We start from the raw sequence: 26,257 nt of genomic DNA, 5'->3' as shown, positions 1-26,257 counted from the left end.
TCTTGTCGCTGCTCACTTGGCCGCCTCCGCGTTGCGCGCCTGCCGACGGGTCACGGCGTTGTCCGTGGCACCGGTGATCGCGGCGATGATCTGTTCGTTCGTGGTGCCCTTCACCGGGAAGGACCCGTTGTTCCGGCCCAGCCGCAGAACGTGGACGGTGTCCGCCACGGCGGTGACGTCGGCCATGTTGTGGCTGATCAGGATCACTCCGAGACCGCGCTCGCGCAGCCGCTCGACCAGGTCGAGCACCTGGGCGGTCTGCTCGACGCCGAGGGCGGCGGTGGGCTCGTCGAGTATGACGACCTTCGGCTCGCCGATCAGGGCGCGGGCGATGGCCACCACCTGGCGCTGACCGCCGGAGAGGCTGGCGATCGGGATACGGACGCTGGGGATTCTGATGGACAGCGTGTTGAGCAGTTCGCGGGCGCGCTGTTCCATCGTCACCTCGTCGAGGCTGCCGAAGCGGAGCAGCTCCCGTCCGAGGTAGAGGTTGCCGACCACGTCGAGGTTGTCGCACAGGGCGAGGTCCTGGTAGACGGTGGCCACGCCGAGGTGCTGGGCGTCCTGCGGCCGGTTGATGCTGACCGGCCTGCCCTCCCACTCGATGACGCCCTCGTCGATGGGATGGACCCCGGCGATGGTCTTCACCAGGGTCGACTTGCCTGCACCGTTGTCGCCCACCAGGGCGACCACTTCTCCGGAATGGACCTCCAACTCGACATCGGTGAGGGCCTGAACAGCACCGAATCGCTTGGAGACCCCGCGCAACGCCAGCACGGGCGTAGCGGACACGTGAACCATCTCCTTCGCCGCCTGACCGGCGGGGATGCCGCGTGCTGGGTTCAGCCGCGGAGGGAGTGCGCGAAAGCACAGAATGACAAAGAGAACGGGGTAGGGGTAAGACCCCTGCCCCGAAAGATCGTTCCCGTAAGCGTTTCCGTCCGGCGCCCCGCCCCGGCAGCGGGGTGATGAGGTGGGGCCGGGCGCCGGACAGGCTTCTACGGGAGGGCTGGGACCTCAGGGGGACCGTACAGTCCCGACGCGGTCGTCGGCCCGGACATTACGAGATACCGGCGTCCTTGCAGGCCTGGGCGAACTCACCGGTGCACAGCTGGGCGGTCGTGTACAGACCGTCCTGGATCACGGTGTCCTTGATGTTCGCCTTGGTCACCGAGGTGGCGGCCAGCAGCTTGGACGGGACGGTCTGGCCGGAGCCGCTGGTGGCGGTGCCGTCGGCGACCGACTTGACGTCCTTGCCGTTGAGCAGGGCGACCGCGAGCTCGGCGGCGGCGTCTGCCTCGGGCTTGTACGCCTTGTAGATCGTGCTGGTCTGGGTGCCCTGCAGGATGCGCTGCAGACCGGGCAGCTCCGCGTCCTGACCGGTCAGCGGCGGGTTGATGCCCGCGCCCTTCAGCGCGGTGGCGATACCACCGGCCATGCCGTCGTTGGCGGAGTAGACACCGGCGATGTTCTTCGCGCCGAGCTGGGTGATCGCCGCGGTCACCTTCTGGTTGGCGACGGTGTCCTTCCACAGACCCGACTGCTCGTAGGCGATGTCGACCTTGCCGTCGAGGATCTTGTGCGCGCCGGCCTTGAACATGGCGGCGTTCGGGTCGGCCGGGTCGCCGTCGATCATGACGATCTTGGACTGCGGGGTGGCCTTGTCGCCCATCGCGTCGAGCAGCGCCTGACCCTGGAGCTCGCCGACCTTCTCGTTGTCGTACGAGACGTAGGCGGAGACCGGACCCTCGGCGAGGCGGTCGTAGGCGATGACCTTGATGCCCTTGTCGACCGCGGCCTGGACGGAGGACTTGATGCCCACCGAGTCCTGCGCGTCGAGGATGAGCACCTTGACACCCTTGGTGATCATGGTGTTGACCTGCTGGGCCTGCTTGGCGGGGTCGGCGCCGGCGTTGTCGTACTCGATCTTGCAGTCCGAGCAGAGCTCGTTGATCTTCGCCTCGATCAGCGGCTTGTCGAACTTCTCGTATCGCGTGGTCGCGTTCTCGGGCAGGAGCAGGCCGATCGACTTGTCGTTCTTGCTCGAACTCTTGTCGTTGTCACCCGCCTTGCCACACGCGGCCATCGTGAGCGCGATCGAAACAGCTGCCGTCCCGACGACGATTCGACGCGTCATTGCGTTCATGTGAGGTGCCTCCCTGACAGGGCCGCAACACCGCGGCCGAGGTTGTCGTGAGTCAACTCCGGCTGACGCAGTGCCGTCAAGAAGTAAACACTTAACGAGATGGCAACGGCGCGGTTCGTTAGCTGTGTGAACACTCCGTTATGCCGAAAAGGCGGGTGTATCAACCGATGTATTTCCATCCAAAAGCGTTGAATCTCCCATTTCACTCAACACCAGGGCAAGAGCGCCCAGAACCTCCGCACGGGCACCGAGCGCGCCCGGCACCACCGACAGCCGCTGGGCGGCACTGGGGATCGCGTACCGCGACACCGACTCCCTTATGGGTCCGAGCACCAGCTCCCCCGCCTCGGCCAGATCGCCGCCGAGCACCACCCGGCTGGGGTTCAAGAGGTTGCACAGGCTCGCCACGCCCATGCCGATGTGCCGGCCCACGTCGCCGATCACCCGGCGGCAGCCGGGGTCGCCCTCGCGGCCCAGCTGGACCATCTTCGGCACGGTGAGACCGTCCCCGTGGCTGCCCCGCAGGAGTTCGAGTACATAACGCGCGGCGGTGAAGGTCTCCAGGCAGCCGCGGTTGCCGCAGCGGCAGACCGGACCCGACTCGTCGAGCGTGATGTGGCCGATTTCGCCCGCCGTGCCGCCGGGCCCGCGGTAGATCCGGCCGTCTATCACCAGGCCGGCGCCGACACCGCTGGAGACCTTGATGTAGGCCAGGTCCTTCACTCCCCGGCCGCCGCCCCACACCAGCTCGCCGAGCGCGCCGAGGTTGGCGTCGTTGTCCACCTGGACCGGCACGCCGAGCCGGTCGGTCAGCTCCTGGCGGGGGTTGATGCCGCTCCAGCCCGGCAGGATCGCGGTCGAGCCCAGCGTGCCCGTCTCCACGTCGATCGGCCCGGGCACACCGAGCCCGACGCCGAGCACCTTCTCGGGGCTGATCCCGGTGGACTCCACCAGCCGGGCCACCAGCTGCTCGGCGCGGTCGAAGCCCTGCGAGGCCGAGGCGTCCACGTCGATCGGCTCGGACTGCTCGGCCAGCACCTGGTGGGCCAGGTTGCCGACCGCGACCCGCAGATGGGAGTGGCCGAAGTCCACCCCGACGACGATCCCCGCGTCCCCGGACAGCGCCACGCTGCGGGCCCGCCGACCACCCGAGGAGGTCGGCGTGACCTGCACCGTTCCGTTGTCCCGCAGCTCACGCACGATATTGGACACCGTGGCGGCCGACAGACCGGTACTCCGCGCGATCTCCGCCTGGGTGAGCGAACCGGCGAGCCGTACGGCCCGTACGACACGCTCCAGATTGGCCCGGTGCAGCGACGACTGCGATCCCGGAGTCTCCACGACATCCACTCCTGCCCGGCAGCCGGACGCCTCCGGCGGCCCGCACGGGACGGGACCCGCGAGCCGCGCCGGATCAGGCACAGCGGTGAGACCCCGTCGTCTACAACATGTGAACTCTAAGTTGAGTGTTTGGGGTGATGTCCCGTCAAGGGGGAGAGCCACACCGTTATGCCCGGCACCGCTCGACGCCCGATGGCGGCTCCGCTCGTTCGCGAAGCCGCCCGGGACCGCACCTTGCCTGCTCAGGGGCTACTTCAGGGTGCCCGCCGTGAGTCCGGCCTGCACCTGACGCTGGAAGGAGAGATACACCACGAGTACCGGGAGCATCGCGACCACCATGCCGGCGAAGAGCGCCGGGTAGTCGCCGGAGTAACCCTGCGACAGCGCGAGGTTCACCAGCCCCTGGGCCAGCATCGAGTGGTCCGCGTCGCTGCTGGTCTGCGGCTGCATCAGGGTGACCGGCAGGATGTACTGGTTCCACTGGCCGAGCACATTGAAGATGCCGACGCTCAGCAGGCCCGGTTTGGCCATCGGCACCATCACCTGGAAGAAGGTCCTGGTGTGCGAGGCCCCGTCCAGCACCGCCGCCTCGTGCACGGCCGTCGGCAGTGTCTTGAAGAACGAGTGCATGAAGAACGTCGTGAACGGCAGCGAGTAGGCGATGTAGACCAGGATCAGCCCCTGGTACGTGTTCAGCATGTGCAGGTTCCGCACCATGAAGAACAGCGGGACCAGGGCGAGGAAGTACGGGAACATCGCGCCGGTGACGAACAGGTAGTAGAAGAACCTGTTGCCCGGGAACTCGTACCGCGCCAGCACATAGGCGACCATCGCGCCCAGCAGCATGGTCAGCGGCACCGAGAAGATCATCACGATCACGGTGTTCAGGAAGAAGTGGCCGATGCCCTTGTCCCAGGCCCGGCCGAAGGCGCCGAAGCTCCAGTGCGAGGGCCACGACCAGGCGCTGCCGCCGATCTCCGCGTTGTTCTTGAACGACGAGAGGATGATCCACAGCAGCGGAAAGACGATCATGACGGCCCACAGGGCGAGGAACCCGTGGGAGAAGACGTTCAGCACCCGGCCGCCGTTGCCGTTGTCGCGCGATCCGCCGCTGCGGTCCTTCGTGGCCCTGCCGGGACCACCGGGAGCGGGGACCTGGTTCGGCAGCCCGGTCTGCGACTCGGTGATGGGTGAGGTCATGATGCTTCCCCGCTCAGAACTCGATACGGTCACGGCGGGAGGCCCGCAGCGTGACGATGGAAACGATGAGGGTGACGAGCATGATGATCACACCCTGCGCGCAGGCGTAGCCGCTCTTGCCGAACGACAGGAAGTTGCGCATCAGGTAGGTCGCCATGACCTCGCTGTGGTGGTCGGGACCGCCGCCGAAGGTGCCCGCGGTCAGGCCGGAGACCAGCGCGAAGAAGTCCATGGCGAAGATCGAGATGTAGACCCAGGAGGTCTGCACGCTGTCCCACAGCAGCGGGAGGGTGACCTTGAAGAAGGTCTGCGACCGGCCGGCGCCGTCCAGCAGCGCGGCCTCGTAGATGTCCTTCGGGATGGACTGCATGGCCGCGGAGAACAGCACGAGGTAGAAGCCGACGCCCGCCCACACCTGGATGGCCAGCAGACACCACAGCACCAGGTTCGGGTCGTTCAGCCACTCGACCGGGTTGTTGGCGTCCTCCAGATGGAGCTTGACCAGCACACCGTTGAGCAGACCCGCCGAGTCGCTGCGGTAGACCGCGCCGAAGAGCACGATCAGGATCGCGACGGACAGCACCTGCGGGAAGAAGTAGACGACCTTGTAGAAGGCCGCTCCGCGCACACCCTGGACACCGCCGGCCGCTTCGCGGCCGCCCACGTTCACCATGAAGGCGAAGAACAGCGCCAGCAGGATCGTGATGACCGGCAGGAAGATCAGGAGCAGGATGTTGTGCCACAACGCGGTTCTGAAGACGCTGTCGTGGAACAGCGCCGTGTAGTTGTCGAAGCCCACGAAGTTGAACTTCTGGGACTCACCCGACCAGTCCGTCATCGAGTAGCCGAACGTCTGCAAGTACGGCCAGATCACGAAGGTGATGTAGAGGACGAGCGGGACGATGAGAAAACCCACGATGAAGGGGTATTTGCGATGCTGCATGGATCTGCTCCTGATCGAGGGGCTGTGCCGCCGCGGGGGCCGGACAGGCCCGGCCCCCACGACACGCACGAACGTCGCTGGGTCAGCCCTTCTTGGCCTTCTGCGCGGCCTGCTTGGCCTTCGCGATCCACTGGGCGGGGGTGAGCCGCTTGGCCATCAGCTCGGCGCTGAGGTTCTGCAGGTCGGTGTCGAACTGGCTGTTCGTGTTCGGGTAGTTGTAGTTGAACGTGTTGTTGCCGGCGGCGGTCAGCGCGGTCACGGTGGACGCGGTGCCGGGGCGCAGCTGCACGTCCGAGCCGACGCCGTCCTTGAGGACGGTCAGGGAGTTGGCGGCGGCGGCGAACTTGCCGGAGCCCTCCTTGGTCAGCATCATGCGCAGGAACTCCAGGCCGCCGGCCTGGTTCTTGGCCTTGGCCGGGACGATGAACGGCTCGCCCGCGCCGGCCCGGATGGCCTCGAAGGGCAGCTTGTCGCCGTCCAGCGAGGGCATCGGCATGAACTTCATGTCGAAGTCGCTCGGGGTGGCCTTCATCTGCTCGTTCTCCAGCCAGGAGCCGCACGGGATGAAGGCGGCCTTGTACTGGTTCCAGGCGGTCTGCGACTCGATGTGGGTCAGACCGTTGGTGCCGGGGAGCAGGTAACCCTTGTCGACGATCTCGTAGATCGCGTCGATGCTGTTCTTGACGGCGGGCTCGTCCCAGACGGTGTCGTCGAGGGCGTCGATGCGCTTCTGGAGGTCGGCGCCGCCGTTCTTGGCGATCAGGTCCATGATCGCGACGTTGATGTAGTACGGGTACTTGCCCTGGTGACAGAAGGGCGCGATGCCCTCCTTCTTGATCTCCGCGGAGAGGGACATGAAGTCCTTCCACGTCTTGGGCTCGGTCCAGCCCTTGTCCTTGAAGAGCTTGCCGGAGTACCACAGGCCGAAGACGGTGTAGATGTAGCTCAGCGAGTACATCTTGCCGTCCAGCAGGCCCTGCTCGACGGTGCCGGGCTGCAGCACGTCGCGGATCTTCTTGGTCGGGTCGTCGATGTACGGCGCGTCGAGCAGCTGGGTGAGGTCGGTCAGCTGACCGGACTTCTGCAGCACGTCGAGCTTGATGTTCTTGGCGCCCGAGTCGTCGACGACGTCCGGCGGGGTACCGCCGTTGAAGCGCGGCTGGAGCTTGCCGGTGATGTCCTGGGTGGGCAGCACACTGGCCTTCGAGCCCGCGTGCTTGCCCTCGTAGAGCTTGCCGAGCGCGGTGGCGTAGTCGTGACCGTAACCGCCGTCGAAGATGACGATGTCGAGGCCGGCTTTGTCGGTCACGCCGAACGGGTTGTTCTTGTCGGTCGTCGCACCCTTGGTGGGCTTGGTGGTGGAACTGTCGTCCCCACCGCTCGACGCGCAGGCACTCAGCAGACCGGCCGACGGAATGGCCACCAGGCCAAGCGCCGCGGAGCGCTTGACCAGATTCCGGCGGTTCATTTCGGATCCCATGCTCAAGTCCTCGCCTTCTCCAGGACTCATGCGGTGCAGCGGAATCCGCCGACGACCGCGAACAGTTGAAGCGTGAGTGGTACATCCATCGAGGTGGGGTACGTCACCGTAGCGCCGGGTTCTTCGGCCCGCCGTTCCCCCCGCCCCGGCCCCGCTGCTGGGCGGGTTCCTTGGACCTCGACAGGTATAGTCCACTTGGCTCCGGCAGGGCAAGATCCATTGCCGGTTTGGACGGCAAGCTTTCCCGAGTTGAGACCTGTCCGAAACGTGGGACGCCGCTCTGTCCGGCGATTGGCCGAAAGTTGTATTCACTTGTCAACGGCACTTCGGCAGCGGTGTGTTCAAGTAGTGAAGTGTTTGCGGAAGATGTGTGCGGGCGCACGCACGGACAAGGGCCGCACCCCCGCGGAAGGCGGGGATGCGGCCCTGTCGGAGCGGCGGTGACGGGCTCGGCGAACGCCCTTCACCGGTCGGTCACTTGCGCAGCAGCGACCTGAGCACGTACTGCATGATGCCGCCGTTGCGGTAGTAGTCCGCCTCGCCGGGGGTGTCGATGCGCACGACCGCGTCGAACTCCACACCGGTGTCGGTGGTGACCTTGACGGTCCGCGGGACGCCACCGTCGTTGAGCGCGGTGACCCCGGTGAAGGAGAAGGTCTCCTCGCCCGTCAGGCCCAGCGTCAGCGCGGAGTCGCCCTCGGGGAACTGCAGCGGCAGCACACCCATGCCGATCAGGTTGGAGCGGTGGATGCGCTCGTACGACTCGGCGATCACGGCCTTCACACCCAGCAGCGCGGTGCCCTTGGCGGCCCAGTCGCGGGACGATCCGGAGCCGTACTCCTTGCCCGCGAGGACGACCAGCGGGATGCCCTGCTCGATGTAGTTGCGCGAGGCGTCATAGATCGAGGTCACGGGAGCCGCGGCGGCGTCCGCGACCTGGGTGAAGTCGCGGGTGAAGCCGCCCTCGGTGCCCGGCGCGATCTGGTTGCGCAGCCGGATGTTGGCGAAGGTGCCGCGGATCATGACCTCGTGGTTGCCGCGGCGCGAACCGTAACTGTTGAAGTCACGGCGCTCGACCCCGTGCTCGGTGAGGTACTTTCCGGCCGGGGAGTCGGCCTTGATGGCGCCGGCCGGGGAGATGTGGTCCGTGGTCACCGAGTCGCCGAGCTTGGCCAGCACACGGGCACCGGAGATGTCGGTGACGGCCTCCGGCTCGGTGCCCATGCCGTCGAAGTACGGGGGCTTGCGGACGTAGGTGGACTGCGGGTCCCACTCGAAGGTGTTGCCGGTCGGGATCGACAGCGCCTGCCACTGGGCGTCGCCCGCGAAGACGTCGCTGTAGGACTCGGTGAACATGTCCTGGCCGATCGCGGAGGCCACCACGTCGTTCACCTCGGCCTCGGTCGGCCAGATGTCCTGGAGGTACACCGGCTTGCCCTCGGCGTCCGTGCCCAGCGCGTCCTTGGTGATGTCCACCTTCATCGAGCCGGCGATGGCGTAGGCGACGACCAGCGGCGGGGACGCCAGGTAGTTCATCTTGACGTCCGGGTTGATCCGGCCCTCGAAGTTGCGGTTGCCGGAGAGCACCGCGGCCACCGCGAGGTCGGCCTCGTTGACCGCCTTGGAGACCTCGTCGGGCAGCGGGCCCGAGTTGCCGATGCAGGTGGTGCAGCCGTAACCGACCAGGTTGAAGCCGAGCTTGTCCAGATACGGGGTCAGCTGCGCCTTGTCGAAGTAGTCGGTGACGACCTTCGAGCCCGGGGCGAGCGTGGTCTTCACCCACGGCTTGCTGGTCAGACCCTTCTCGACGGCCTTCTTGGCCACGAGCGCGGCCGCGATCATGACGTAGGGGTTCGAGGTGTTGGTGCAGGAGGTGATCGCGGCGACCGTGACGGCGCCGTGGTCGATCTCGTACGTCGAGCCGTCGGGGGCCAGCACCTGGGTCGGCTTGGTCGGCACGCCGTCGGCCGCGGCCGGGGAGTCGGAGGCCGGGAAGGACTCCTTGCCCGCCTCCTCGTCGTCGGTGACGTAGTTGCGCACGTCGCGGGCGAACTGCCGGGAGGAGTTGGCCAGGACGATACGGTCCTGCGGGCGCTTGGGGCCGGCGATGGAGGGCACGACCGTCGAGAGGTCGAGTTCCAGCTTCTCGGAGAAGTCCGGCTCGGCGGCCGGGTCCAGCCACAGGCCCTGCGTCTTGGCGTACGCCTCGACCAGCGCGACCTGCTGCGCGTCGCGGCCGGTCAGCCGCAGGTACTTCAGCGTCTCGGCGTCGATCGGGAAGATCGCGGCGGTGGAGCCGAACTCCGGCGACATGTTGCCGATGGTCGCGCGGTTGGCGAGCGAGGTGGCGCCGACGCCCTCGCCGTAGAACTCGACGAACTTGCCGACCACACCGTGCTTGCGCAGCATCTCGGTGATGGTCAGCACCAGGTCGGTGGCGGTGGTGCCGGTGGGCAGCTCGCCGGTCAGCTTGAAGCCGACGACCCGCGGGATCAGCATGGACACCGGCTGGCCGAGCATCGCGGCCTCGGCCTCGATGCCGCCGACGCCCCAGCCGAGCACACCGAGGCCGTTGACCATGGTGGTGTGCGAGTCGGTGCCGACCAGCGTGTCGGGGTACGCCTGGCCGCCGCGGACCATGACCGTACGGGCCAGGTGCTCGATGTTCACCTGGTGCACGATGCCGGTGCCGGGGGGTACGACCTTGAACTCGTCGAACGCGGTCTGGCCCCAGCGCAGGAACTGGTAGCGCTCCTTGTTGCGGCCGTACTCCAGCTCCACGTTCTGGGCGAAGGACTCGGACGTGCCGAAGCGGTCCGCGATCACGGAGTGGTCGATCACCAGCTCGGCCGGGGCCAGCGGGTTGATCTTCGCCGGGTCGCCGCCCAGCTCCTTGACGGCCTCGCGCATGGTCGCCAGGTCCACCACACAGGGCACGCCGGTGAAGTCCTGCATGATCACGCGGGCCGGGGTGAACTGGATTTCCTGGCTGGGCTGGGCCTGGGAGTCCCAGCCGCCCACCGCCCGGATGTGGTCGGCGGTGATGTTCGCGCCGTCCTCGGTGCGCAGCAGATTCTCCAGCAGCACCTTCAGGCTGTACGGCAGCCGGGCGGAGCCCTCCACCTTGTCCAGCCGGAAGATCTCGTACGACTCGTCGCCCACCTCGAGGGTGCTGCGGGCGTCGAAGCTGTTCGCCGACACGACAGTCTCCTTCATGCGTCTTCTTGCGTCATTGAGCGCGTACCACCGCGTTGCTGCCGACCTGGCGGCACGCCTCGGCAGATATCTCGATGTCGAGATAACTCTAGTACACGACCCCGCCCCGGTCATGCTCCGCCCCCACGGGTACCCGGTTCCCCGGCCGCGTAACGGCCGCCGGGCGGCCGACTGCGGGCGGAGAGGCCTGCGGGTACGGTGAGGGGGCCGGGACATGCCGTGCGCGATCCGGGGCGGCCGAGTGCCGTCGGCTGCGGGAGCGCCCTCGGGTGTGGGACGCGCCACGAATGGCCGTACTCCGCTGGCCGCATCTCATATGTGAGATAACCTCATCCGTATGACCGACGACTACCTCGCACGTATCGGCCGACTGATCAGGGACGCCCGCCAGCACCGGGGCTGGACGCAGGCGCAGCTCGCGGAGGCGCTCGGCACCAGCCAGAGCGCGGTGAACCGTATCGAGCGCGGCAATCAGAACATCAGCCTTGAGATGATCGCCCGGATCGGTGAGGCCCTGGACAGCGAGATCGTCTCCCTCGGATACGCGGGCCCGATGCATCTGCGGGTGGTCGGCGGGCGCCGGCTGTCCGGCGCCATAGACGTCAAGACCAGCAAGAACGCCTGTGTGGCCCTGCTCTGCGCCACCCTGCTGAACGCCGGGCGCACGACCCTGCGCCGGGTGGCCAGGATCGAGGAGGTCTACCGCATCCTGGAGGTGCTCGGCAGCATCGGCGTACGCACCCGGTGGATCAACGACGGCAACGACCTGGAGATCGTGCCGCCGGCCGAGCTGGAGCTCGACCGGATGGACACCGACGCGGCCCGCCGTACTCGCAGTGTGATCATGTTCCTGGGCCCGCTGCTGCACCGCACCGACCGCTTCCGCATCCCGTACGCCGGCGGCTGCGACCTGGGCACCCGTACGGTGCAGCCGCACATGAACGCGCTGCGGCACTTCGGCCTCGACGTGACGGCCACCGACGGCATGTACCACGCCGAGGTGGACCGCTCGGTCACCCCGAAGCGGCCGATCGTGCTGACCGAGCGCGGCGACACCGTGACCGAGAACGCGCTGCTGGCCGCCGCCCGTCACGAGGGCGTCACCGTCATCCGCAACGCCAGCTCCAACTACATGGTCCAGGACCTCTGCTTCTTCCTCGAAGAGCTGGGCGTCCGGGTCGAGGGCGTGGGGACGACCACGCTGACCGTGCACGGTGTCGCGCAGATCGACCGGGACGTGGACTACGCGCCCTCCGAGGACCCGGTCGAGGCGATGAGCCTGCTGGCGGCGGCCGTGGTCACCGAGTCCGAGCTGACGATCCGCCGGGTGCCGATCGAGTTCATGGAGATCGAGCTCGCGGTGCTGGAGGAGATGGGCCTCGACCACGAGCTGACCCCCGAGTACCGGGCGGACAACGGCCGTACCCGACTGGTGGACCTCACCGTGCGCCCCTCCAAGCTGCGCTCCCCCATCGACAAGATCCACCCGATGCCGTTCCCCGGCCTCAACATCGACAACGTGCCCTTCTTCGCGGCCATCGCGGCCACCGCGCAGGGCTCGACGCTCATCCACGACTGGGTCTACGACAACCGGGCGATCTACCTCACCGAGCTGACCCGGCTCGGCGCGGCCGTCAAGCTCCTCGACCCGCACCGCGTCCTGGTCGAGGGCCCCACGCGGTGGCGGGCCGCCGAGATGATGTGCCCGCCCGCGCTGCGGCCGGCCGTGGTCGTGCTGCTGGCGATGATGGCCGCGGAGGGCACGTCCGTGCTGCGCAACGTCTACGTCATCAACCGCGGCTACGAGGACCTGGCCGAACGTCTCAACACGATCGGCGCGCAGATCGAGACCTTCCGCGACATCTGATACGCGAGTGCCGCCGCACCCCGTCCGACCCGCGACGCAGCGGGCCGGGCGGGGTGCGGCGTCATTTCCGGGGTCATCGCCCGGATGCCCGGATGCCCGGGCACGGTGCCGGGCATCCGACCGCCGCGGCCGGCGCCGGCGGTGGTGCAGTTACCCGCTGGTGGCCATGAGGCGAAAGGGTCGTATACAGCGGACGAAGCCGCAGGTCACCACGGCAAGCAGGGCAGGGCACCCACCCCGGACCAAGGGTGAGGACCCTCGCGCTTCGCTTGTCCGCGGTCGAGGTCCTGGATCTCGCTCGGCGCCCCTTCGGCGGGTGTCCGGGCGGGATCGCTCTCCGGCCGGAGGCCGGCTCGACGCGTCGTCACAAGCCCCTGGCCGCAGGCTGACCCGATACCGGAGAGGGTGCACCGGTTATCGGACGGGCGATATGTCTTGACGTGTCGTCAGATCACCCGGGCCGCTGGGGCTTTATTGCGCCAAGATCAACAGGCTGAAACATCAAAGATTCCTCATTCAACTTTACTTGTTTATCTGTAAACCTTTCGCCGGGCTATTGATCAATAGCCGTCGTTGCGCCGACCGGCGCGCGCCGCAGGGCGGGCGCTGCCTGTGCGCTCGAGAGTGAGGTCGGCACTGGTGGAAATATCCAATCCCCTGCGGGCGCGGTTGTTGCGTCCGCTGGCCGGGGGTGTCGCGGGACTCATGGCGCTCGGTGCGCTGTCGGTCGCCGCGTCCCCGGCATCCGCTTCAGAAGGTTCCAGTAGGTCCGTGGTCGGTTCGGGCGACGGTTGGTCCGTCACCCAGGCCGCGGGCGGCTATGTCGTGTCGCTGACGCTGGACGCGGCACTGCCCGTCAAGAACGACGCCCCCGAACTGCTGGCCGACGGTGTCGACCTCGGTCCGGCCACGGAGTCCGCCGACGGGCGCACCCTCACGGTCACCACACCCGACACTTCGGTGGCCACTGCCAAGTCGATCACCTGGCAGTGGTCCAGCGGAGGTGACAGCACCGCCACCGGCCCGACCACGTTGCTGTCGGGGGCCGCACAGTCCCAGGCCCAGCGGCGACTCCAGTCCTCGGCCGCGAATGACATCGGCGGTTCAGGACCCACCTCCGGGGACCCGACGACCGACGGCACATCCCCCTACACGATCGCCGACTACAACTTCGGCGCGCAGTCGATCCCGTTGGAGGACATCGGCGGCATCCGCGGCGAGCTGGAAGGCCGTATCTACCTGCCCAGCGGCGCCGGCGCCCACCCGCTGGTGATCTTCGTGCACGGCCGCCACAGCTCCTGCTACAACCTCACCACCCTCAAGGGCGCCAGCGGCTGGCCCTGCCCTGCCGGCACCGCCCCGATCATCAGCTACGCCGGGTACGACGGCGCGGGCGAGGCACTCGCCGCGGATGGCTACACCGTCGTATCCATCTCGGCGAACGCCATCAACGCCAACGACAACCAGCTCTCCCCGGACGACGGCGCGATCACCCGCGGCCAACTCGCCCTGGACACGCTGACCATGCTCAAGAAGGCCAACCAGGGTGAGCCCGTCAGCTACCACGACGCGGCGACCGACCAGGACGTGACGCTGGACCAGGCACTCACCGCCGGCCGGACGACCTACTCGGCCGGCACACTGACCGCCTCGCGGCTCGTCGGCACCATGGACTTCGGCAGGATCGGTCTCATGGGCCACTCGCGCGGCGGCGAGGGCGTGGTGACCGCGGGCACCCTCAACGAGGGACTGGCGAACCCGTGGAACATCAAGTCGGTCTTCGCCCTGGCTCCCATCGACTTCACCCGCGCCACACTGCCGGACGTCGTCACCACGACGCTGCTGCCGTACTGCGACGGTGACGTGTCCGACCAGCAGGGTCAGCACTTCTACGCCGACTCGCGGGGCAACACGTTCTCCGACGATGTCCAGCGTTCCGACATCTGGGTCATGGGCGCCGACCACAACTTCTTCAACACGTCGTGGACTCCGCCGTTCCCGGGAGGCTCGGACGACTGGTCGAGCGCCAACGACGCCGTCTGCGGCACGAGCAGCACGGCGTTGGCCTCGGGCAAGAACATCCGGCTCACGGCCGAGCAGCAGAACCAGGTCGGCGCGGCGTACATCTCCGGCTTCTTCGAGCTGACCCTCGGCGGACAGACCCAGTACCAGGGGATGTTCGACGGTTCGCAGCAGGTGCCGCCGTCCGTGGCGGGCTTCGCCGACGTGCGCACCGTGGCCGAGCAGCCCTCATCCCTGCGCGAGGACATCGCCTCGTTCAAGACCACCAGCCCGCTGATCGGCACCACGACCGGGGCCACGGCCACGGTCTGCGCCAACAAGTACGGCCGCACCGTTCCCGAACCCCTGCCGTACTGCACCAACCCCGGGAGCACCCTCACCAACCAGCAGGTGCCCTACTGGACTCCCGCGTCGTTCGCACCGAACGTCCCGCTGAATCCAATGACGCACCTGACCTGGACGGCGGCCACCGGAGCACTCGGCGTGACCCTCCCGGCCGCCCAGCAGAACGTGTCCGGTTATGAGGAAATGACCGTGAACATGTCCCCGGACGAGAGCGTCACCGCCGGGACGGACATGACGCTGAGTGTGACCGACGCCTCCGGCCGCACCTGGAGCGACCTGGTGTCCGGCCTCAACAAGTGGGGCGTCACCAGGATGCCGTCCAGCACGTCGACGAACCTCAACAAGATCGTGCTCCAGCAGGTGCGCGTGCCCACCGCGACCCTGGCCGCTGCGGGTCTGGACCTCAAGCACGTCACGAAGGTCGCGTTCACCGCGGCCGTCGGCGTCGACACCGTGACCACCGGCGGTGTGTACCTGTCGGACCTGGGCTTCGACAGCAAGGGCGTGGGCACCCCGAACTCCCACACGCGGTCGACGGTCAACGTCGCGTCGACCGTCGCGGAAGAGGGCGACGGCCCCGGCACGGGCGACATCGCGGTCTACCTCTCGCAGCCGAGCACGGCGCCGGTCACCGCTTATCTGACCGTGGTCGGTTCGGCCACCGGCAAGGTGGGCCTGGCCATGCAGCCCGTCACCTTCCGGCCCGGCACGACCTGCCGGGCGGTGACGGTCCCGCTGACGGGTGACTCCGTGGCCGGGGCCGCCCCGACCACCGCGTACAAGATCGGGGTGTCGAACTCCAGCAACGCGGTCCTGGGCAGCCAGGACTTCGGCACTCTCACGGTGCGCGAGGACGACGGCGTCACGGGCACCGCGCCCGCCGCGCCCCCGGTCGGTGTCCAGGGCGACGTCTGCGCCGAACACCAGGCGCTCGCGCAGTCGGGGACGCTGACGGTCAGTGACAGCAAGCCCGCTCCGGGTGCCACGGTCACGGTCGGCGGCTCGGGCTACCGCAGTGGCGAGAGCGTGGCCTTCACGTTCGGTTCCGTGTCGCTCGGCAGCGCCATCGCCTCCGGCGACGGCACCGTCTCGTTCCAGGCCGTGCTGCCCGCCGACGCGGCGTACGGTGACCACACCATCACCGCTGTGGGTGCCGGCTCGGGCCGCACCGGGACGGCGGACGTCGACGTGCTCGCCACGACGACGACGGCCCTGACCCTGAACCCGGCCGCTCCCGGTATCAGCGAGGCGGTCGTGCTGAACGCGGCCGTCACTGGTGACGGGACCGACGGCGCAGTGGTGACCTTCCGCGACGGAACCACCGTCCTCGGACAGGGAACGGTCACCGGCGGGACGGCGGCGCTGTCCGTGCCGGCCGGATTCAAGGCAGGGACGTACAGCTTCACCGCGTCCTTCGAGGGGACCGCCACCGCGGACACCTCGGCCTCCGACGCCGTGCGGCTCGTCCTGGCCAAGGGCCAGAGCGCCATCGCCGCGTCGCTGCGGCAGACCTCCACCACCTACGGGCACGCGGTCTCCGGGATCTTCGCGGTGGCGGGGGCCAACAGCGGCACGGTGAAGGTCGGCTACGGAACCGGCTCACTGTCCGTCAAGGTCAGCGCCTCGGGCTCCGGCACGTTCACGCTGCCCGCGTCGCTGTCCGTCGGCACCCACCCGGTTTCGGTCCAGTACACCGGTACCGACTTCGTGGCCCCCAGCGGCGTCCTGACGCAGCAGCTGAAGGTCGCCAAGGCGAAGTCGAGCACGGCGCTCACCTTGTCCAAGACCAAGGTGACGTACGGCACGTCCGAAAGCGTCCGGCTGGTGGTCAACGGCCACAGCGGCGCGGACTACCCGACCGGCGCGGTCACCGTCACCGCCAAGGTCGGCAGCGCGACCGCGACCACCAAGTACACCCTGACAGCAGCCGCGAAGGGAGTCCACACGCTCACGATCAAGCTGCCGAACAAGACGGGAACGGCGGCGGTCACGGCCGTCTACGCCGGGAACGGGAACTATCTCGGCAGCACTTCCGCGCACAAGCAGGTGAAGCTGACCTGATCCGGGTCCGCTGACGCGGTGGGGGGGGAGGGGCCGACCGGCTCCTCCCCCCAACTGGTGCTTCCAGTCCCGCTACTTGAGGTAGACCAGGCCGTCGGTGGTGATGTCCGGGCGGCCGGACGTACCGACCACGACGACCTTGACCTTGTGCTTGGCGCTGCCGGTCCAGGACTTCGTCCAGATCGCCTGGCGGTACGACGTGGTGGCGGACTTCAGATCGACGGTGGCGGTCTTGACGCCGTCGACGTAGATGACCGCCTGGCCCGAGTTGCTCGCGCGGGAGACCAGCCAGGAGACCGACCTGCCCGTGAAGGTCCAGGTCAGGGCCGCGTTCTTGGTCTTGCTCGTGTACGACTTGCCGCCCAGGTACTGGGTCGAGGACTTGACCGCCCAGGTACCGGACTTCGCGGCCGCGGTCTCCTGGAGGACCACCGGGGTGGCCGCCACCGACGCGGCGGCGGTGTTGCCCGCGACATCCGCGGCCGTCAGGGCGAAGGTGGTCGCCGCGCCCGGCTTGGCCGTCAGGGAAGCGGAGGTGACGGTCGGCCCGTAGACCGCCTTGGCGGGGGCGGTCAGCGAGACGGACTTGAGCACCGCCGAGTCGGCCGCCTTCCAGCTCAGCGTCACCGGGACCGATGCCGTGCTCACCGTGCCCTTCCGCAGAGCGACCGAGGGCTTGGTGGTGAAGGTCGGCTTGGTGGTCTCGGCGACGACGGTCACGGCCGCGCTGGTCGCGGTCTTCCCCGACTGATGGGTGGCGCGGACCTGGACCGAGTGGGTGCCCACGGCCAGGTTCGCCTGGGCGGAGGTGCCGGTGCCGGGCGTCGTGGCCACGGCCTTGCCGTCCACCAGCAGCTCGTACTTCGAGATCAGCGCGGCCGGGGTGGTGGCCGCCCAGGTCACCGTGGCGGCGGCCTTGGTGTAGTACGCCGATCCGGACAACGTGGCGCCGCCGGCGACCGACTTGACGGCGAGGCCGGTCACCGGACCCGCCGCCCACGTACGGATGGTGGGCAGTTGCGCGTACAGACTGCTGCCGGGGCACTGGGTGTTGAAGCCGTCACGGTGACCGGAGACCTGCTGGAAGGTGTACTTCGTGCCGGCCACGTACTTGGTGCCGAAGTAGTTGGTCTGGGTGGCGCCCGAGACCAGCGGGACCGTGGCGGCCGGATTGCCGCCGTACTGCCCGAGTTTCCACGCGGCGATCCGCGCCACCGACGCCAGCACGGCGTTCGGGGCCGGGGTGGAGGTGTAGTCGCCCAGCACGGAGATCCCGGTGGACTCGGCGTTCCAGCCGTAGGTGTGGGCGCCCATCACCGGCCGGTCCACCCCGCCCTTGCGGCCTTCGAAGATCGTGCCGCACTTGTCGACCAGGAAGTTGTAGCCGATGTCCTTCCAGCCGTTGCTCTTCACGTGATACGCGTAGATGCCGCGCACGAGAGAGGCGGAGTCGGCGCAGGAGTAGGTGTTGGTCCCCGCCGAGTGGTGCACGAAGACCGCCTTGACGACCCCGCCCGCCAGATAGCCCGGCTCCTCAGGGCTGATCGACTCGTCCGCGCCCCACGCGGCACGGGAGACGATCGTCGGCTTGGGCATCGTGGACGGCGGAGCGGGCGGGACCGTCGTCGTCGCGGACGGTGTGGGCGTGGACGCGCTCGGGGTCGGCTTGGTCGTCGGGGTCGTGGGAGTCGGCTTGGTCGTCGGAGCGGTCGGGGTGGTGGCCGTGGGAGTCGGCGGCGTGGTCGTCACCGGCGGCTCGGCCGGCGGTGAGGTCGTCACCGGCGGGTCGGCGGGCGGGTCGGACGGGGTGGGGCTGTCGGTGGGATCACCGGCGTCACCGGGACCGTCGTCCACCGTGAAGGCCGCCGGAGCGGCGTCCGATCCGGCCGGCCCACCGGGGTCCACCATGTCCAGCCGCAGCCCCGCGGGCAGCTTCCCGGTCGTCCCGGTCGCCGCGACGACCCGCACCTCGACCCCGTTGGAGGGTCCGACCCACACCGGGTCCGTCGAACCGCGCACCCCGGTCCGGCCGGCCTCCGAACGGCTGTCGCCGTCGGCCGCCAGGCTCTGCCACCCGGTCCACCGACCGGACGTCACGGACCGGGTACGCGCCTCGATCCGGCCGTCCACCCGGACCGCGGGATCGGTCCAGGTCACGCCCAGCAGGCTGAACGGCGAGGTGTCCCGCCGGCTGACCGACGCGCCTCCGTCCGTCCGCGCCGTCAGTGCGACGTTCCGCACCTTGCTCTCGACCGGTCGTGCCGACGCCTTGTCCTCGTCGTGGCTCCCCGGTCCCCCGGCCAGGCCCTGGAAGACCATGACCCCTGACACTCCGACAGCCGCGACAGCTGCCGTGCCCCATATTCGACGCGATTTCACGTGTCCCTCATAGCCTCGGCGGGCAAGGCGGGCAGCCCGTGCGGGACTCCGCCTGCAAGGTGATCAAAACGGTGATTGCGTGTCGCGCGCGCGGGCCGGCCGGCCCCTTCGCGCAGCGCGGACCATGACCGGATCATACGGGGCGGCGGGCCGGGTTCCGCCCTTTCCCCGGAGGGCGGAGGCTTCCACCGGACGCGCCGCGACCCCCGGCCCTCCGTGGAAGGGGCGGCCGGGGGTGGGGCGGGGGTACGGCGGGGCTCAGGCGAGGGTGGCGAGGAGGACGGCCTTGATCGTGTGCATCCGGTTCTCCGCCTGGTCGAAGACGACGGACCGCTCCGACTCGAAGACCTCGTCGGAGACTTCGAGACAGTCCAGGCCGTGCCGGGCGTGCACCTCGCGGCCGACGGCGGTGCCGAGGTCGTGGAAGGCCGGCAGGCAGTGCAGGAAGGTGGCCTGCGGATTGCCGGTCGCGCGCATCACCGCGGCGGTGACGGCGTACGGCTGGAGCAGCTTGATCCGCTGGTCCCAGACCTCCTTGGGCTCGCCCATGGAGACCCACACATCGGTGTGGACATGGTCGGCGCCGCGCACGGCCTCGCCCACGTCCTCGGTGAGGGTGACCCGCGCGCCGGTACCGGCGGCCAGTCGGCGCGCCTCGGCGACCACGGCCGGGTCGGGCCACAGCTGCTCGGGCGCGGCGATCCGTACGTCCATGCCGAGCAGCGCGCCCGTGACAAGCAGCGAATTGCCCATGTTGTAGCGGGCGTCGCCGAGGTACGCGTAGGAGATCTCGGTCAGCGGCTTGGGGTTGTGCTCGGTCATGGTGAGCACATCGGCGAGCATCTGGGTGGGGTGCCACTCGTCGCTGAGGCCGTTCCACACCGGCACTCCGGCGTGCGCGGCCAGCTCCTCCACGACGGCCTGGCCGTGCCCCCGGTACTGAATGCCGTCGAACATCCGGCCGAGCACCCGGGCGGTGTCCTTGATCGACTCCTTGTGCCCGATCTGCGAGGCCGAGGGGTCGAGAAACGTCGTCGAGGCCCCCTGGTCGGCCGCCGCGACCTCGAAGGCGCAGCGGGTACGGGTCGAGGTCTTCTCGAAGATCAGCGCGATGTTCCGGCCGCGCAGCCGCTGCTGCTCGGTGCCCGCCTTCTTGGCCGCCTTCAGCTCCGCGGCCAGCTCCAGCAGGTGGCGGAACTCCTCCGGGGTGAAGTCCAGCTCCTTGAGGAAGTGCCGGCCTTTGAGGTCGACGGCCATGCGAAAACTCCTAGGTCGGGGGCGGTCCGAGAACAATGGAAGTGTATACGACGACCGGCATTCTTATACAGACTCTTGCAAAGGGCTCGCTCATACCGGGTCCCGCTCGATCGGACAGGTCATACAGCGCGGGCCGCCGCGACCCCGGCCCAGTTCGCTGCCGGGGATCTCGATCACCTCGACCCCGCGCTTGCGCAGAAACGTGTTCGTGGTCGCGTTCCGCTCGTACGCCACCACCACGCCCGGCTCCACGGCCAGTACGTTGCAGCCGTCGTCCCACTGCTCGCGCTCGGCGGCGTGCACATCCTGCGTCGCGGTGAGCACCGTGACCGTGTCCAGGCCGAGGGCCGCCGCGATGGCCCGGTGCATGTGCTCCGGCGGATGGTCGGTGACCTTGAGATCGCGCTCCCCCGCGCCCGGTTCGATGGTGTAGGAGCGCAGCATCCCCAGGCCCGCGTACTGCGTGAACGTGTCGCCGTCGACCATCGTCATCACCGTGTCCAGATGCATGAACGCCCGCCGCTTCGGCATGTCGAGGGCCACGATGGTCCGCGCGGAACCGGCCGCGAACAGCCCGCGGGCCAGCATCTCCACGGCCTGCGGGGTGGTCCGCTCGCTCATCCCGATCAGCACCGCGCCCTTGCCGATGACCAGCACGTCGCCGCCCTCGATGGTCGAGGGATAGGCGCTCTGGCCCTCGGACCAGACATGGAAGTCGCTGTGCGCGAAGAGCGGGTGGTGGCGGTAGATCGCCTCGAAGTGCACGGTCTCGCGCTGGCGGGCGGGCCAGCGCATCGCGTTGATGCTGACGCCGTCGTAGACCCAGGCTGAAGTGTCGCGGGTGAACAGATGGTTGGGCAGCGGGCTGAGCAGGAAGTCGTCGAGGTCCATGGCGTGGAAGAGGACGGAGACCGGCTCGGCGAAACGTTCCAGGAACTCACGCTTGGTCATACCGCCGACCAGTGCCTCGGCCAGTTCGTCGGCCGCCAACTCGTCGAAGGCCGCGCGCAGATGACCGGTGGCCAGCGGACCGTACTCCTTCTCGTCGAAGACCCGGTCCAGCACCAGCCCTCGCGCCTCGGGCAGTTCGAGGGATTCGCGCAGCAGGTCGCCGAAGAGGTGGACCCGCACGCCGCGGTCGCGGAGCACGTCGGCGAAACCGTCGTGCTCCGCGCGGGCCCTGCGGACCCACAGCAGGTCGTCGAAGAGCAGCGACTCCTTGTTGGTGGGGGTCAGGCGCTTCAGTTCGAGGTCGGGCCGGTGCAGGATGACGCTGCGCAGGCGGCCGGCCTCGGAGTCGACGTGAAATCCCATGGAAGAAGACCTTCCCATGCCGGGGGCCAGGCAGCACCGCGAACCGCTGTGTGTTTTCCGCCGGGGCCCTGGGCGGGGGCGGCAGGGGCCCGGCCGGGGGCGGCTTGGCGGCAGGCCCCGGTGCCGGGGGGACGGGCGGCGGGCCCTACGCCCGGCGGGTCGGCGGGGGCCGCCGGGGCCGGCCTGGCGGCGGGCGGGTCGGCGCGAGGGGGGCGGGCGGCGGGCCCGGCCGTCCCCGCCGCGAGATCACAGCCGGGGGTCGACCGGTTCCGACTCCAGGGCCAGGACCGCGAAGACCGCCTCGTGGACCCGCCACAGCGGCTCGCCCGAGGTGAGCCGGTCCAGCGCCTCCAGGCCGAGTGCGTACTCGCGCAGCGCGAGAGAACGCTTGTGGCCCAGTGAACGGCTGCGCAGCCGGGCCAAGTGTTCGGGCCGGGTGTACTCGGGACCGTAGATGATCCGCAGATACTCCCGGCCGCGGCACTTGATACCGGGCTGCACCAGCCGGCCGGCCTCGGTCCGTATCAGCGCGGCCAGCGGCTTGACGACCATGCCCTCGCCGCCCGCCTCGGTCAGCTCCAGCCACCAGCGCACCCCGGCCGCGACCGACTCCTCGTCGCCGGTGTCGACCGTCAGACGGCGGGTGGCCCGGAGCAGGCCGGTGGTGTCCGCCTCGACCAGCCGGTCGATCAGGGCGAGTTGAGCGTCGTGCGGCAGCCCGGCCAGGCCGCGGTCCCGGACGGCGAGCAGTTGGAAGGGCGCCAGCCGCACCCCGTCGAGACCGTCCGTGGTCCAGCAGTAGCGGCGGTAGGCGTCGGTGAACGCGCCCGCGTCCGCCGCCCGTTCGCGCTGCCCGGCGAGCAGCGCGGACACATCGGTGCCCCGGGCGGCCGCCGCTTCCAGGGCGGCCAGGGCGGACGGGAAGACCGCGCCCGCGGCCGCGCCCACCGCCGCGTACTGCTTGCGCAGCAGGCCGGACGCCTTGAGCGACCAGGGCAGCAGTTCGGCGTCGAGCAGCAGCCAGTCGGTGCCGAACTCGTCCCACAGCCCGGCCGCCGTGACCGCCGCCCGCAGCCGGGCCAGCACCTCTTCGGTGACGGCGGGGTCGTCGAAGAACGGCCGTCCGGTACGGGTGTGCAGCGTGCCCGTCACGCCCTCGACGCCGAAGCGCTCCCTCGCCGCCGCCTCGTCCCGGCAGACCAGGGCGACCGCGCGCGAGCCCATGTGCTTCTCCTCGCACACGACCTGCCGGACACCGTCCTCGCGGTAGGCGGCGAACGCCTCGGCGGGGTGTTCGAGGAAGCCCTCCTGCTGGGAGGTCGCGCAGGGCGACATGGTCGGCGGGAGGTACGCGAGCAGCCGCGGGTCGACGGCGAAGCGGCTCATCACCTCCAGCGCGGCCGCCGCGTTCTCCTCGCGGACCGCGAGCCGTCCCATCCGGCCGGTCTCGACGACGCGCCGGCCGGTCACGTCGGCGAGGTCGAGCGGCCGGCCCTCGCGCCCGCCGGGGGCCTCGGTGACCAGTGGCCTGGCCGGCTCGTACCAGACGCGCTCGGCCGGTACGTCCACGATCTCGCGCTCCGGCCAGCGCAGCGCGGTCATCCTCCCGCCGAACACCGCGCCGGTGTCGAGGCAGATCGTGTTGTTGATCCAGGAGGTGTTCGGTACCGGGGTGTGCCCGTAGACCACGGCGGCGCGGCCCCGGTAGTCCTCGGCCCACGGGTAGCGGACGGGCAGGCCGAACTCGTCGGTCTCGCCGGTGGTGTCGCCGTAGAGGGCGTGCGAACGGACCCGGCCGGAGGTACGGCCGTGGTACTTCTCGGGCAGGCCCGCGTGACAGACCACCAGCCGGCCGCCGTCCAGGACGTAGTGGCTGACGAGTCCTTCGATGAACTCCTTGACCCGGGCCCGGAACTCCGGGTCCCTGCTGTCCTCCCGCTCCAACTGCTCGATGGTCTCGGCGAGGCCGTGGGTGTGCTGGACCTGACGGCCCCTGAGATAGCGGCCGAGCTTGTTCTCGTGGTTGCCGGGCACGCACAGGGCGGTGCCTGCGGCGACCATGCCCATGACGCGGCGCAGCACTCCGGGGCTGTCCGGACCCCGGTCGACCAGGTCGCCGACGAAGACGGCGGTACGGCCCTCGGGGTGCGTGCCGTCCCGATAGCCGAGCGCGGTCAGCAGGGTCTCCAGCTCGGAGCTGCACCCATGGACGTCGCCGATGATGTCGAACGGGCCGGTGAGGTGGGTCAGGTCGTTGTAACGGCGCCCGGTGACGACCTCGGCGGCCTCGATCTCCTCGGTGCCGCGCAGGATGTGCACCTTGCGGAAGCCCTCGCGTTCCAGTCCGCGCAGCGAGCGGCGCAGTTCGCGCTGGTGGCGCTGGATGACGTGGCGGGGCAGCGTGGCCCGGTCGGGGCGGGAGGCGTTGCGGTCGGCGCACACCCGCTCGGGCACGTCGAGCACGATGGCGATGGGCAGTACGTCGTGCTCGCGGGCCAGCTTGATCAGGTGGCGCCGGGACTCGGGCTGCACGTTGGTGGCGTCGACGACCGTACGGCGGCCGGCCGCGAGCCGCTTGCCCGCGATGTAGTGCAGGACGTCGAAGGCGTCGGAGCTGGCGCTCTGGTCGTTCTCGTCGTCGCTGACCAGGCCGCGGCAGAAGTCGGAGGAGATGACCTCGGTGGGCTTGAAGTGGCTCGCGGCGAAGGTGGACTTGCCGGAGCCGGTGGCGCCGATCAGCACGACGAGGGAGAGGTCGGTGACGGCGAGGGGGCGGGGGGTGCGCGTCGTCGCGGCGGGGGCGGGGGTGGCCGTCGGCGCCTGGGCCGGCGGGGCCGGTGTCGTGACGGCCGGGACGTCGGGGGCCGGGGCCGGGATCGGTGGGGTGGCAGCCGGGGTCGGGGAGTGCTCGCTCATGCCGCCGCCTCCTTCTGGTCGTCGTCGGTGATGGTGCGGTGGGCCGGGTCGGGGGTGCCGCCGGGGGCGCTGTCGGGGTCGGTCTCCTGGCCGGTGCGGGTGAAGACCGCCATCTGGGTGGGCGGGCCCACCTCGGGGTCGTCGGGTCCCACGGGCACGAACCGCCATACGTAGCCGTGCCGTTGGGCGACCGCGCCGGCCCACTCGGCGAACTCCTCCCGGGTCCACTCGAAACGGTGGTCCGCGTGCCGTACGTGCCCGGCGGGCAGCGACTCCCAGCGCACGTTGTACTCGACGTTGGGCGTCGTCACGACCACCGTGCGCGGCCGGGCGGAGCCGAACACCGCGTACTCCAGCGCGGGCAGCCTCGGCAGGTCGAGGTGCTCGATCACCTCGCTGAGCACGGCCGCGTCGTACCCCTTGAGCCGCGCGTCGGTGTACGCGAGCGAGCCCTGGAGGAGGGTGACCCGGTCCGCCTGCCGCTCGCTCATCCGGTCCAGCCGCAGTCTGCGGGCCGCCATGTCGAGGGCGCGGACCGACACGTCCACGCCGACGATCTCGGTGAACCGCGCCTCCTTGAGCAGCGCGGCCGTCAACTGCCCCTGGCCGCAGCCCAGGTCCAGCACCCGGGCCGCGCCCGCGGCGCGCAGCTCGGCGAGGATCGCCTCGCGCCGCCGTACGGCCAGCGGCGCCGGCCGCTCCTCCGCCTCCTCGGGTGTCTCGGCCTCGACCGCGTTGTCGATCGCCTCGACCTCGATGTCGTCGGCGTCGGCCAGCCGGATCAGCTCCAGCCGCTCGGTGGCCTCTCGGGTGAGCGACCATCTGCGGGACAGATAACGGCTGGTGATCAGCTTCTGCTCCGGGTGCCCGGCCAGCCATCCCTCGCCGAAGCGCAGCAGCTTGTCCACCTCGTCGGCCGACACCCAGTAGTGCTTGGCGTCGTCCAGCACCGGCAGCAGCACATACAGATGCCGCAGCGCGTCGGCCAGCCGCAGGTCGCCTTCCAGCACCAGCCGTACGTACCGCGACTCACCCCACTCGGGGAAGTGCGGGTCGAGCACGATCGGCTCGGCCGTCACCCGCCAGCCCAGCGGCTCGAAGAGCCGTACCACCAGTGCGGCGCCGCCGCGGGCGGGCAGCACCGGCACCTCGATCCGCAGCGGCAGCGGGGCCGCGGCCCGCTCGGGCATGCCGCGGCACTCGCCGCGCAGCGCGCTGGAGAACACGGTGCGCAGCGCGACCGCCAGCAGCGAGGACGCGGCGTACGGCCGGTCGTTCACATACTGCGCGAGCGCGGCGTCGGGCGCGCCGCCGCGGCCCTTGGTCCGACCGCGCCGGACCAGCGCCGGCGGATCGACCTCGAGCAGCAGCGCCGCGGTCGTCCGCTCGGCGGACGCCTCGGGGTAGAAGACGTGCGCGTCGCCGTAGGAGGTCGAGAAGGACTGCGCCTTCTCCGGGTGCTTGTGCAGCAGGAAACCGAGGTCCGTGGCCGGACCGGCCGTGCCGCCTGTGGTGGATACGGTCAGGAACACCCGGCCGAGTATTCCCTGTCGGATTCACCGCGGACCACGCATTTGTTCCGCCCCCGGCCCCGCCCACGGCGGCCCGTTGGCCGGGCGCGGGCGGGCGTGGCGGCCGGTAGGGGCGCGAGCCGGGCAGTGCCGTCGCACGGAGCCCGACAGCCGGCTGACGGCGACCGGTGGGTGGCGGCCCGGGCGCCCGAGCCGGGCCGGGCCGACCGTGCGGAAGGGCTCGGGCCGGGCGCGGGGG

14 protein-coding genes are annotated in these 26,257 nt (G+C 69.6%); 2 read left to right on the top strand and 12 right to left on the bottom strand.

What is annotated here, in order from left to right:
* Window positions 1-12: 12 nt before the first annotated feature.
* From OHA30_RS28140 to acnA, 7 genes are all read right to left on the bottom strand, one after another.
* On the bottom strand, window positions 13-801 hold the full coding sequence (locus OHA30_RS28140; RefSeq protein WP_328916679.1) for an ATP-binding cassette domain-containing protein: 789 nt from the start codon (window positions 799-801) through the stop codon (window positions 13-15).
* Between the two features lie 259 nt (window positions 802-1,060).
* Window positions 1,061-2,146: a sugar ABC transporter substrate-binding protein gene (locus OHA30_RS28135; RefSeq protein ID WP_328916678.1), complete on the bottom strand. Its 1,086-nt coding sequence runs from the start codon at window positions 2,144-2,146 to the stop codon at window positions 1,061-1,063.
* Between the two features lie 138 nt (window positions 2,147-2,284).
* Window positions 2,285-3,487: an ROK family transcriptional regulator gene (locus tag OHA30_RS28130; protein ID WP_328916677.1), complete on the bottom strand. Its 1,203-nt coding sequence runs from the start codon at window positions 3,485-3,487 to the stop codon at window positions 2,285-2,287.
* A gap of 249 nt (window positions 3,488-3,736) precedes the next feature.
* A complete protein-coding gene (locus tag OHA30_RS28125) occupies window positions 3,737-4,687 on the bottom strand; it encodes a carbohydrate ABC transporter permease (protein WP_328916676.1) in 951 nt (316 codons plus the stop codon).
* A gap of 13 nt (window positions 4,688-4,700) precedes the next feature.
* On the bottom strand, window positions 4,701-5,630 hold the full coding sequence (locus tag OHA30_RS28120; protein WP_328916675.1) for a carbohydrate ABC transporter permease: 930 nt from the start codon (window positions 5,628-5,630) through the stop codon (window positions 4,701-4,703).
* 82 nt (window positions 5,631-5,712) lie between these two features.
* Window positions 5,713-7,110, bottom strand: a complete 1,398-nt coding sequence (gene ngcE, locus OHA30_RS28115; protein WP_328916674.1) for an N-acetylglucosamine/diacetylchitobiose ABC transporter substrate-binding protein — start codon at window positions 7,108-7,110, stop codon at window positions 5,713-5,715.
* Between the two features lie 474 nt (window positions 7,111-7,584).
* The gene (acnA, locus tag OHA30_RS28110) at window positions 7,585-10,311 is read right to left on the bottom strand and encodes an aconitate hydratase AcnA (RefSeq protein WP_328918024.1); all 2,727 of its coding nucleotides are present in this window, start codon (window positions 10,309-10,311) and stop codon (window positions 7,585-7,587) included.
* A 352-nt stretch (window positions 10,312-10,663) separates the two neighbouring features.
* On the opposite strand from acnA, the gene OHA30_RS28105 reads away from it, so the two are divergent.
* Together OHA30_RS28105 and OHA30_RS28100 are read left to right on the top strand one after the other, a co-directional pair.
* The gene (locus OHA30_RS28105) at window positions 10,664-12,193 is read left to right on the top strand and encodes a UDP-N-acetylglucosamine 1-carboxyvinyltransferase (RefSeq protein ID WP_328916673.1); all 1,530 of its coding nucleotides are present in this window, start codon (window positions 10,664-10,666) and stop codon (window positions 12,191-12,193) included.
* A gap of 771 nt (window positions 12,194-12,964) precedes the next feature.
* Window positions 12,965-16,621 (top strand): Ig-like domain repeat protein, encoded by a 3,657-nt coding sequence (locus tag OHA30_RS28100; RefSeq protein WP_328916672.1) that lies wholly within the window; start codon window positions 12,965-12,967, stop codon window positions 16,619-16,621.
* Between the two features lie 72 nt (window positions 16,622-16,693).
* Here the strand turns inward: OHA30_RS28100 and OHA30_RS28095 are convergent, their stop codons facing one another.
* From OHA30_RS28095 to OHA30_RS28075, 5 genes are all read right to left on the bottom strand, one after another.
* On the bottom strand, window positions 16,694-18,940 hold the full coding sequence (locus OHA30_RS28095) for a peptidoglycan recognition protein family protein (RefSeq protein ID WP_328916671.1): 2,247 nt from the start codon (window positions 18,938-18,940) through the stop codon (window positions 16,694-16,696).
* A gap of 318 nt (window positions 18,941-19,258) precedes the next feature.
* Window positions 19,259-20,257: an ornithine carbamoyltransferase gene (gene argF / locus OHA30_RS28090; RefSeq protein WP_328916670.1), complete on the bottom strand. Its 999-nt coding sequence runs from the start codon at window positions 20,255-20,257 to the stop codon at window positions 19,259-19,261.
* Window positions 20,258-20,347: 90 nt separating this feature from the next.
* Window positions 20,348-21,571, bottom strand: coding sequence for an arginine deiminase (locus tag OHA30_RS28085; RefSeq protein ID WP_328916669.1), 1,224 nt, complete (start codon window positions 21,569-21,571; stop codon window positions 20,348-20,350).
* 246 nt (window positions 21,572-21,817) lie between these two features.
* Window positions 21,818-24,487: a polynucleotide kinase-phosphatase gene (locus tag OHA30_RS28080; RefSeq protein ID WP_328916668.1), complete on the bottom strand. Its 2,670-nt coding sequence runs from the start codon at window positions 24,485-24,487 to the stop codon at window positions 21,818-21,820.
* Window positions 24,484-26,019, bottom strand: a complete 1,536-nt coding sequence (locus tag OHA30_RS28075; protein ID WP_328916667.1) for a 3' terminal RNA ribose 2'-O-methyltransferase Hen1 — start codon at window positions 26,017-26,019, stop codon at window positions 24,484-24,486. The genes OHA30_RS28080 and OHA30_RS28075 overlap by 4 nt, the downstream gene beginning before the upstream one ends.
* Between the last annotated feature and the right edge of the window lie 238 nt (window positions 26,020-26,257).

It is taken from the genome of Streptomyces sp. NBC_00223, assembly GCF_036199905.1.
Taxonomy (GTDB): domain Bacteria; phylum Actinomycetota; class Actinomycetes; order Streptomycetales; family Streptomycetaceae; genus Actinacidiphila.
This window is presented reverse-complemented; position numbering and strand designations above follow the sequence as displayed.

Excerpts from the sequence above, each read along its gene's own strand:
- OHA30_RS28105 (WP_328916673.1), top strand. The coding sequence starts at position 10,664 with ATGACCGACGACTACCTCGCACGTATCGGCCGACTGATCAGGGACGCC.
- OHA30_RS28120 (WP_328916675.1), bottom strand. The coding sequence starts at position 5,630 with ATGCAGCATCGCAAATACCCCTTCATCGTGGGTTTTCTCATCGTCCCG.
- OHA30_RS28095 (WP_328916671.1), bottom strand. The coding sequence starts at position 18,940 with ATGGTCTTCCAGGGCCTGGCCGGGGGACCGGGGAGCCACGACGAGGAC.
- ngcE (WP_328916674.1), bottom strand. The coding sequence starts at position 7,110 with ATGGGATCCGAAATGAACCGCCGGAATCTGGTCAAGCGCTCCGCGGCG.
- OHA30_RS28125 (WP_328916676.1), bottom strand. The coding sequence starts at position 4,687 with ATGACCTCACCCATCACCGAGTCGCAGACCGGGCTGCCGAACCAGGTC.
- argF (WP_328916670.1), bottom strand. The coding sequence starts at position 20,257 with ATGGCCGTCGACCTCAAAGGCCGGCACTTCCTCAAGGAGCTGGACTTC.
- OHA30_RS28080 (WP_328916668.1), bottom strand. The coding sequence starts at position 24,487 with ATGAGCGAGCACTCCCCGACCCCGGCTGCCACCCCACCGATCCCGGCC.
- OHA30_RS28140 (WP_328916679.1), bottom strand. The coding sequence starts at position 801 with ATGGTTCACGTGTCCGCTACGCCCGTGCTGGCGTTGCGCGGGGTCTCC.
- OHA30_RS28085 (WP_328916669.1), bottom strand. The coding sequence starts at position 21,571 with ATGGGATTTCACGTCGACTCCGAGGCCGGCCGCCTGCGCAGCGTCATC.
- OHA30_RS28135 (WP_328916678.1), bottom strand. The coding sequence starts at position 2,146 with ATGAACGCAATGACGCGTCGAATCGTCGTCGGGACGGCAGCTGTTTCG.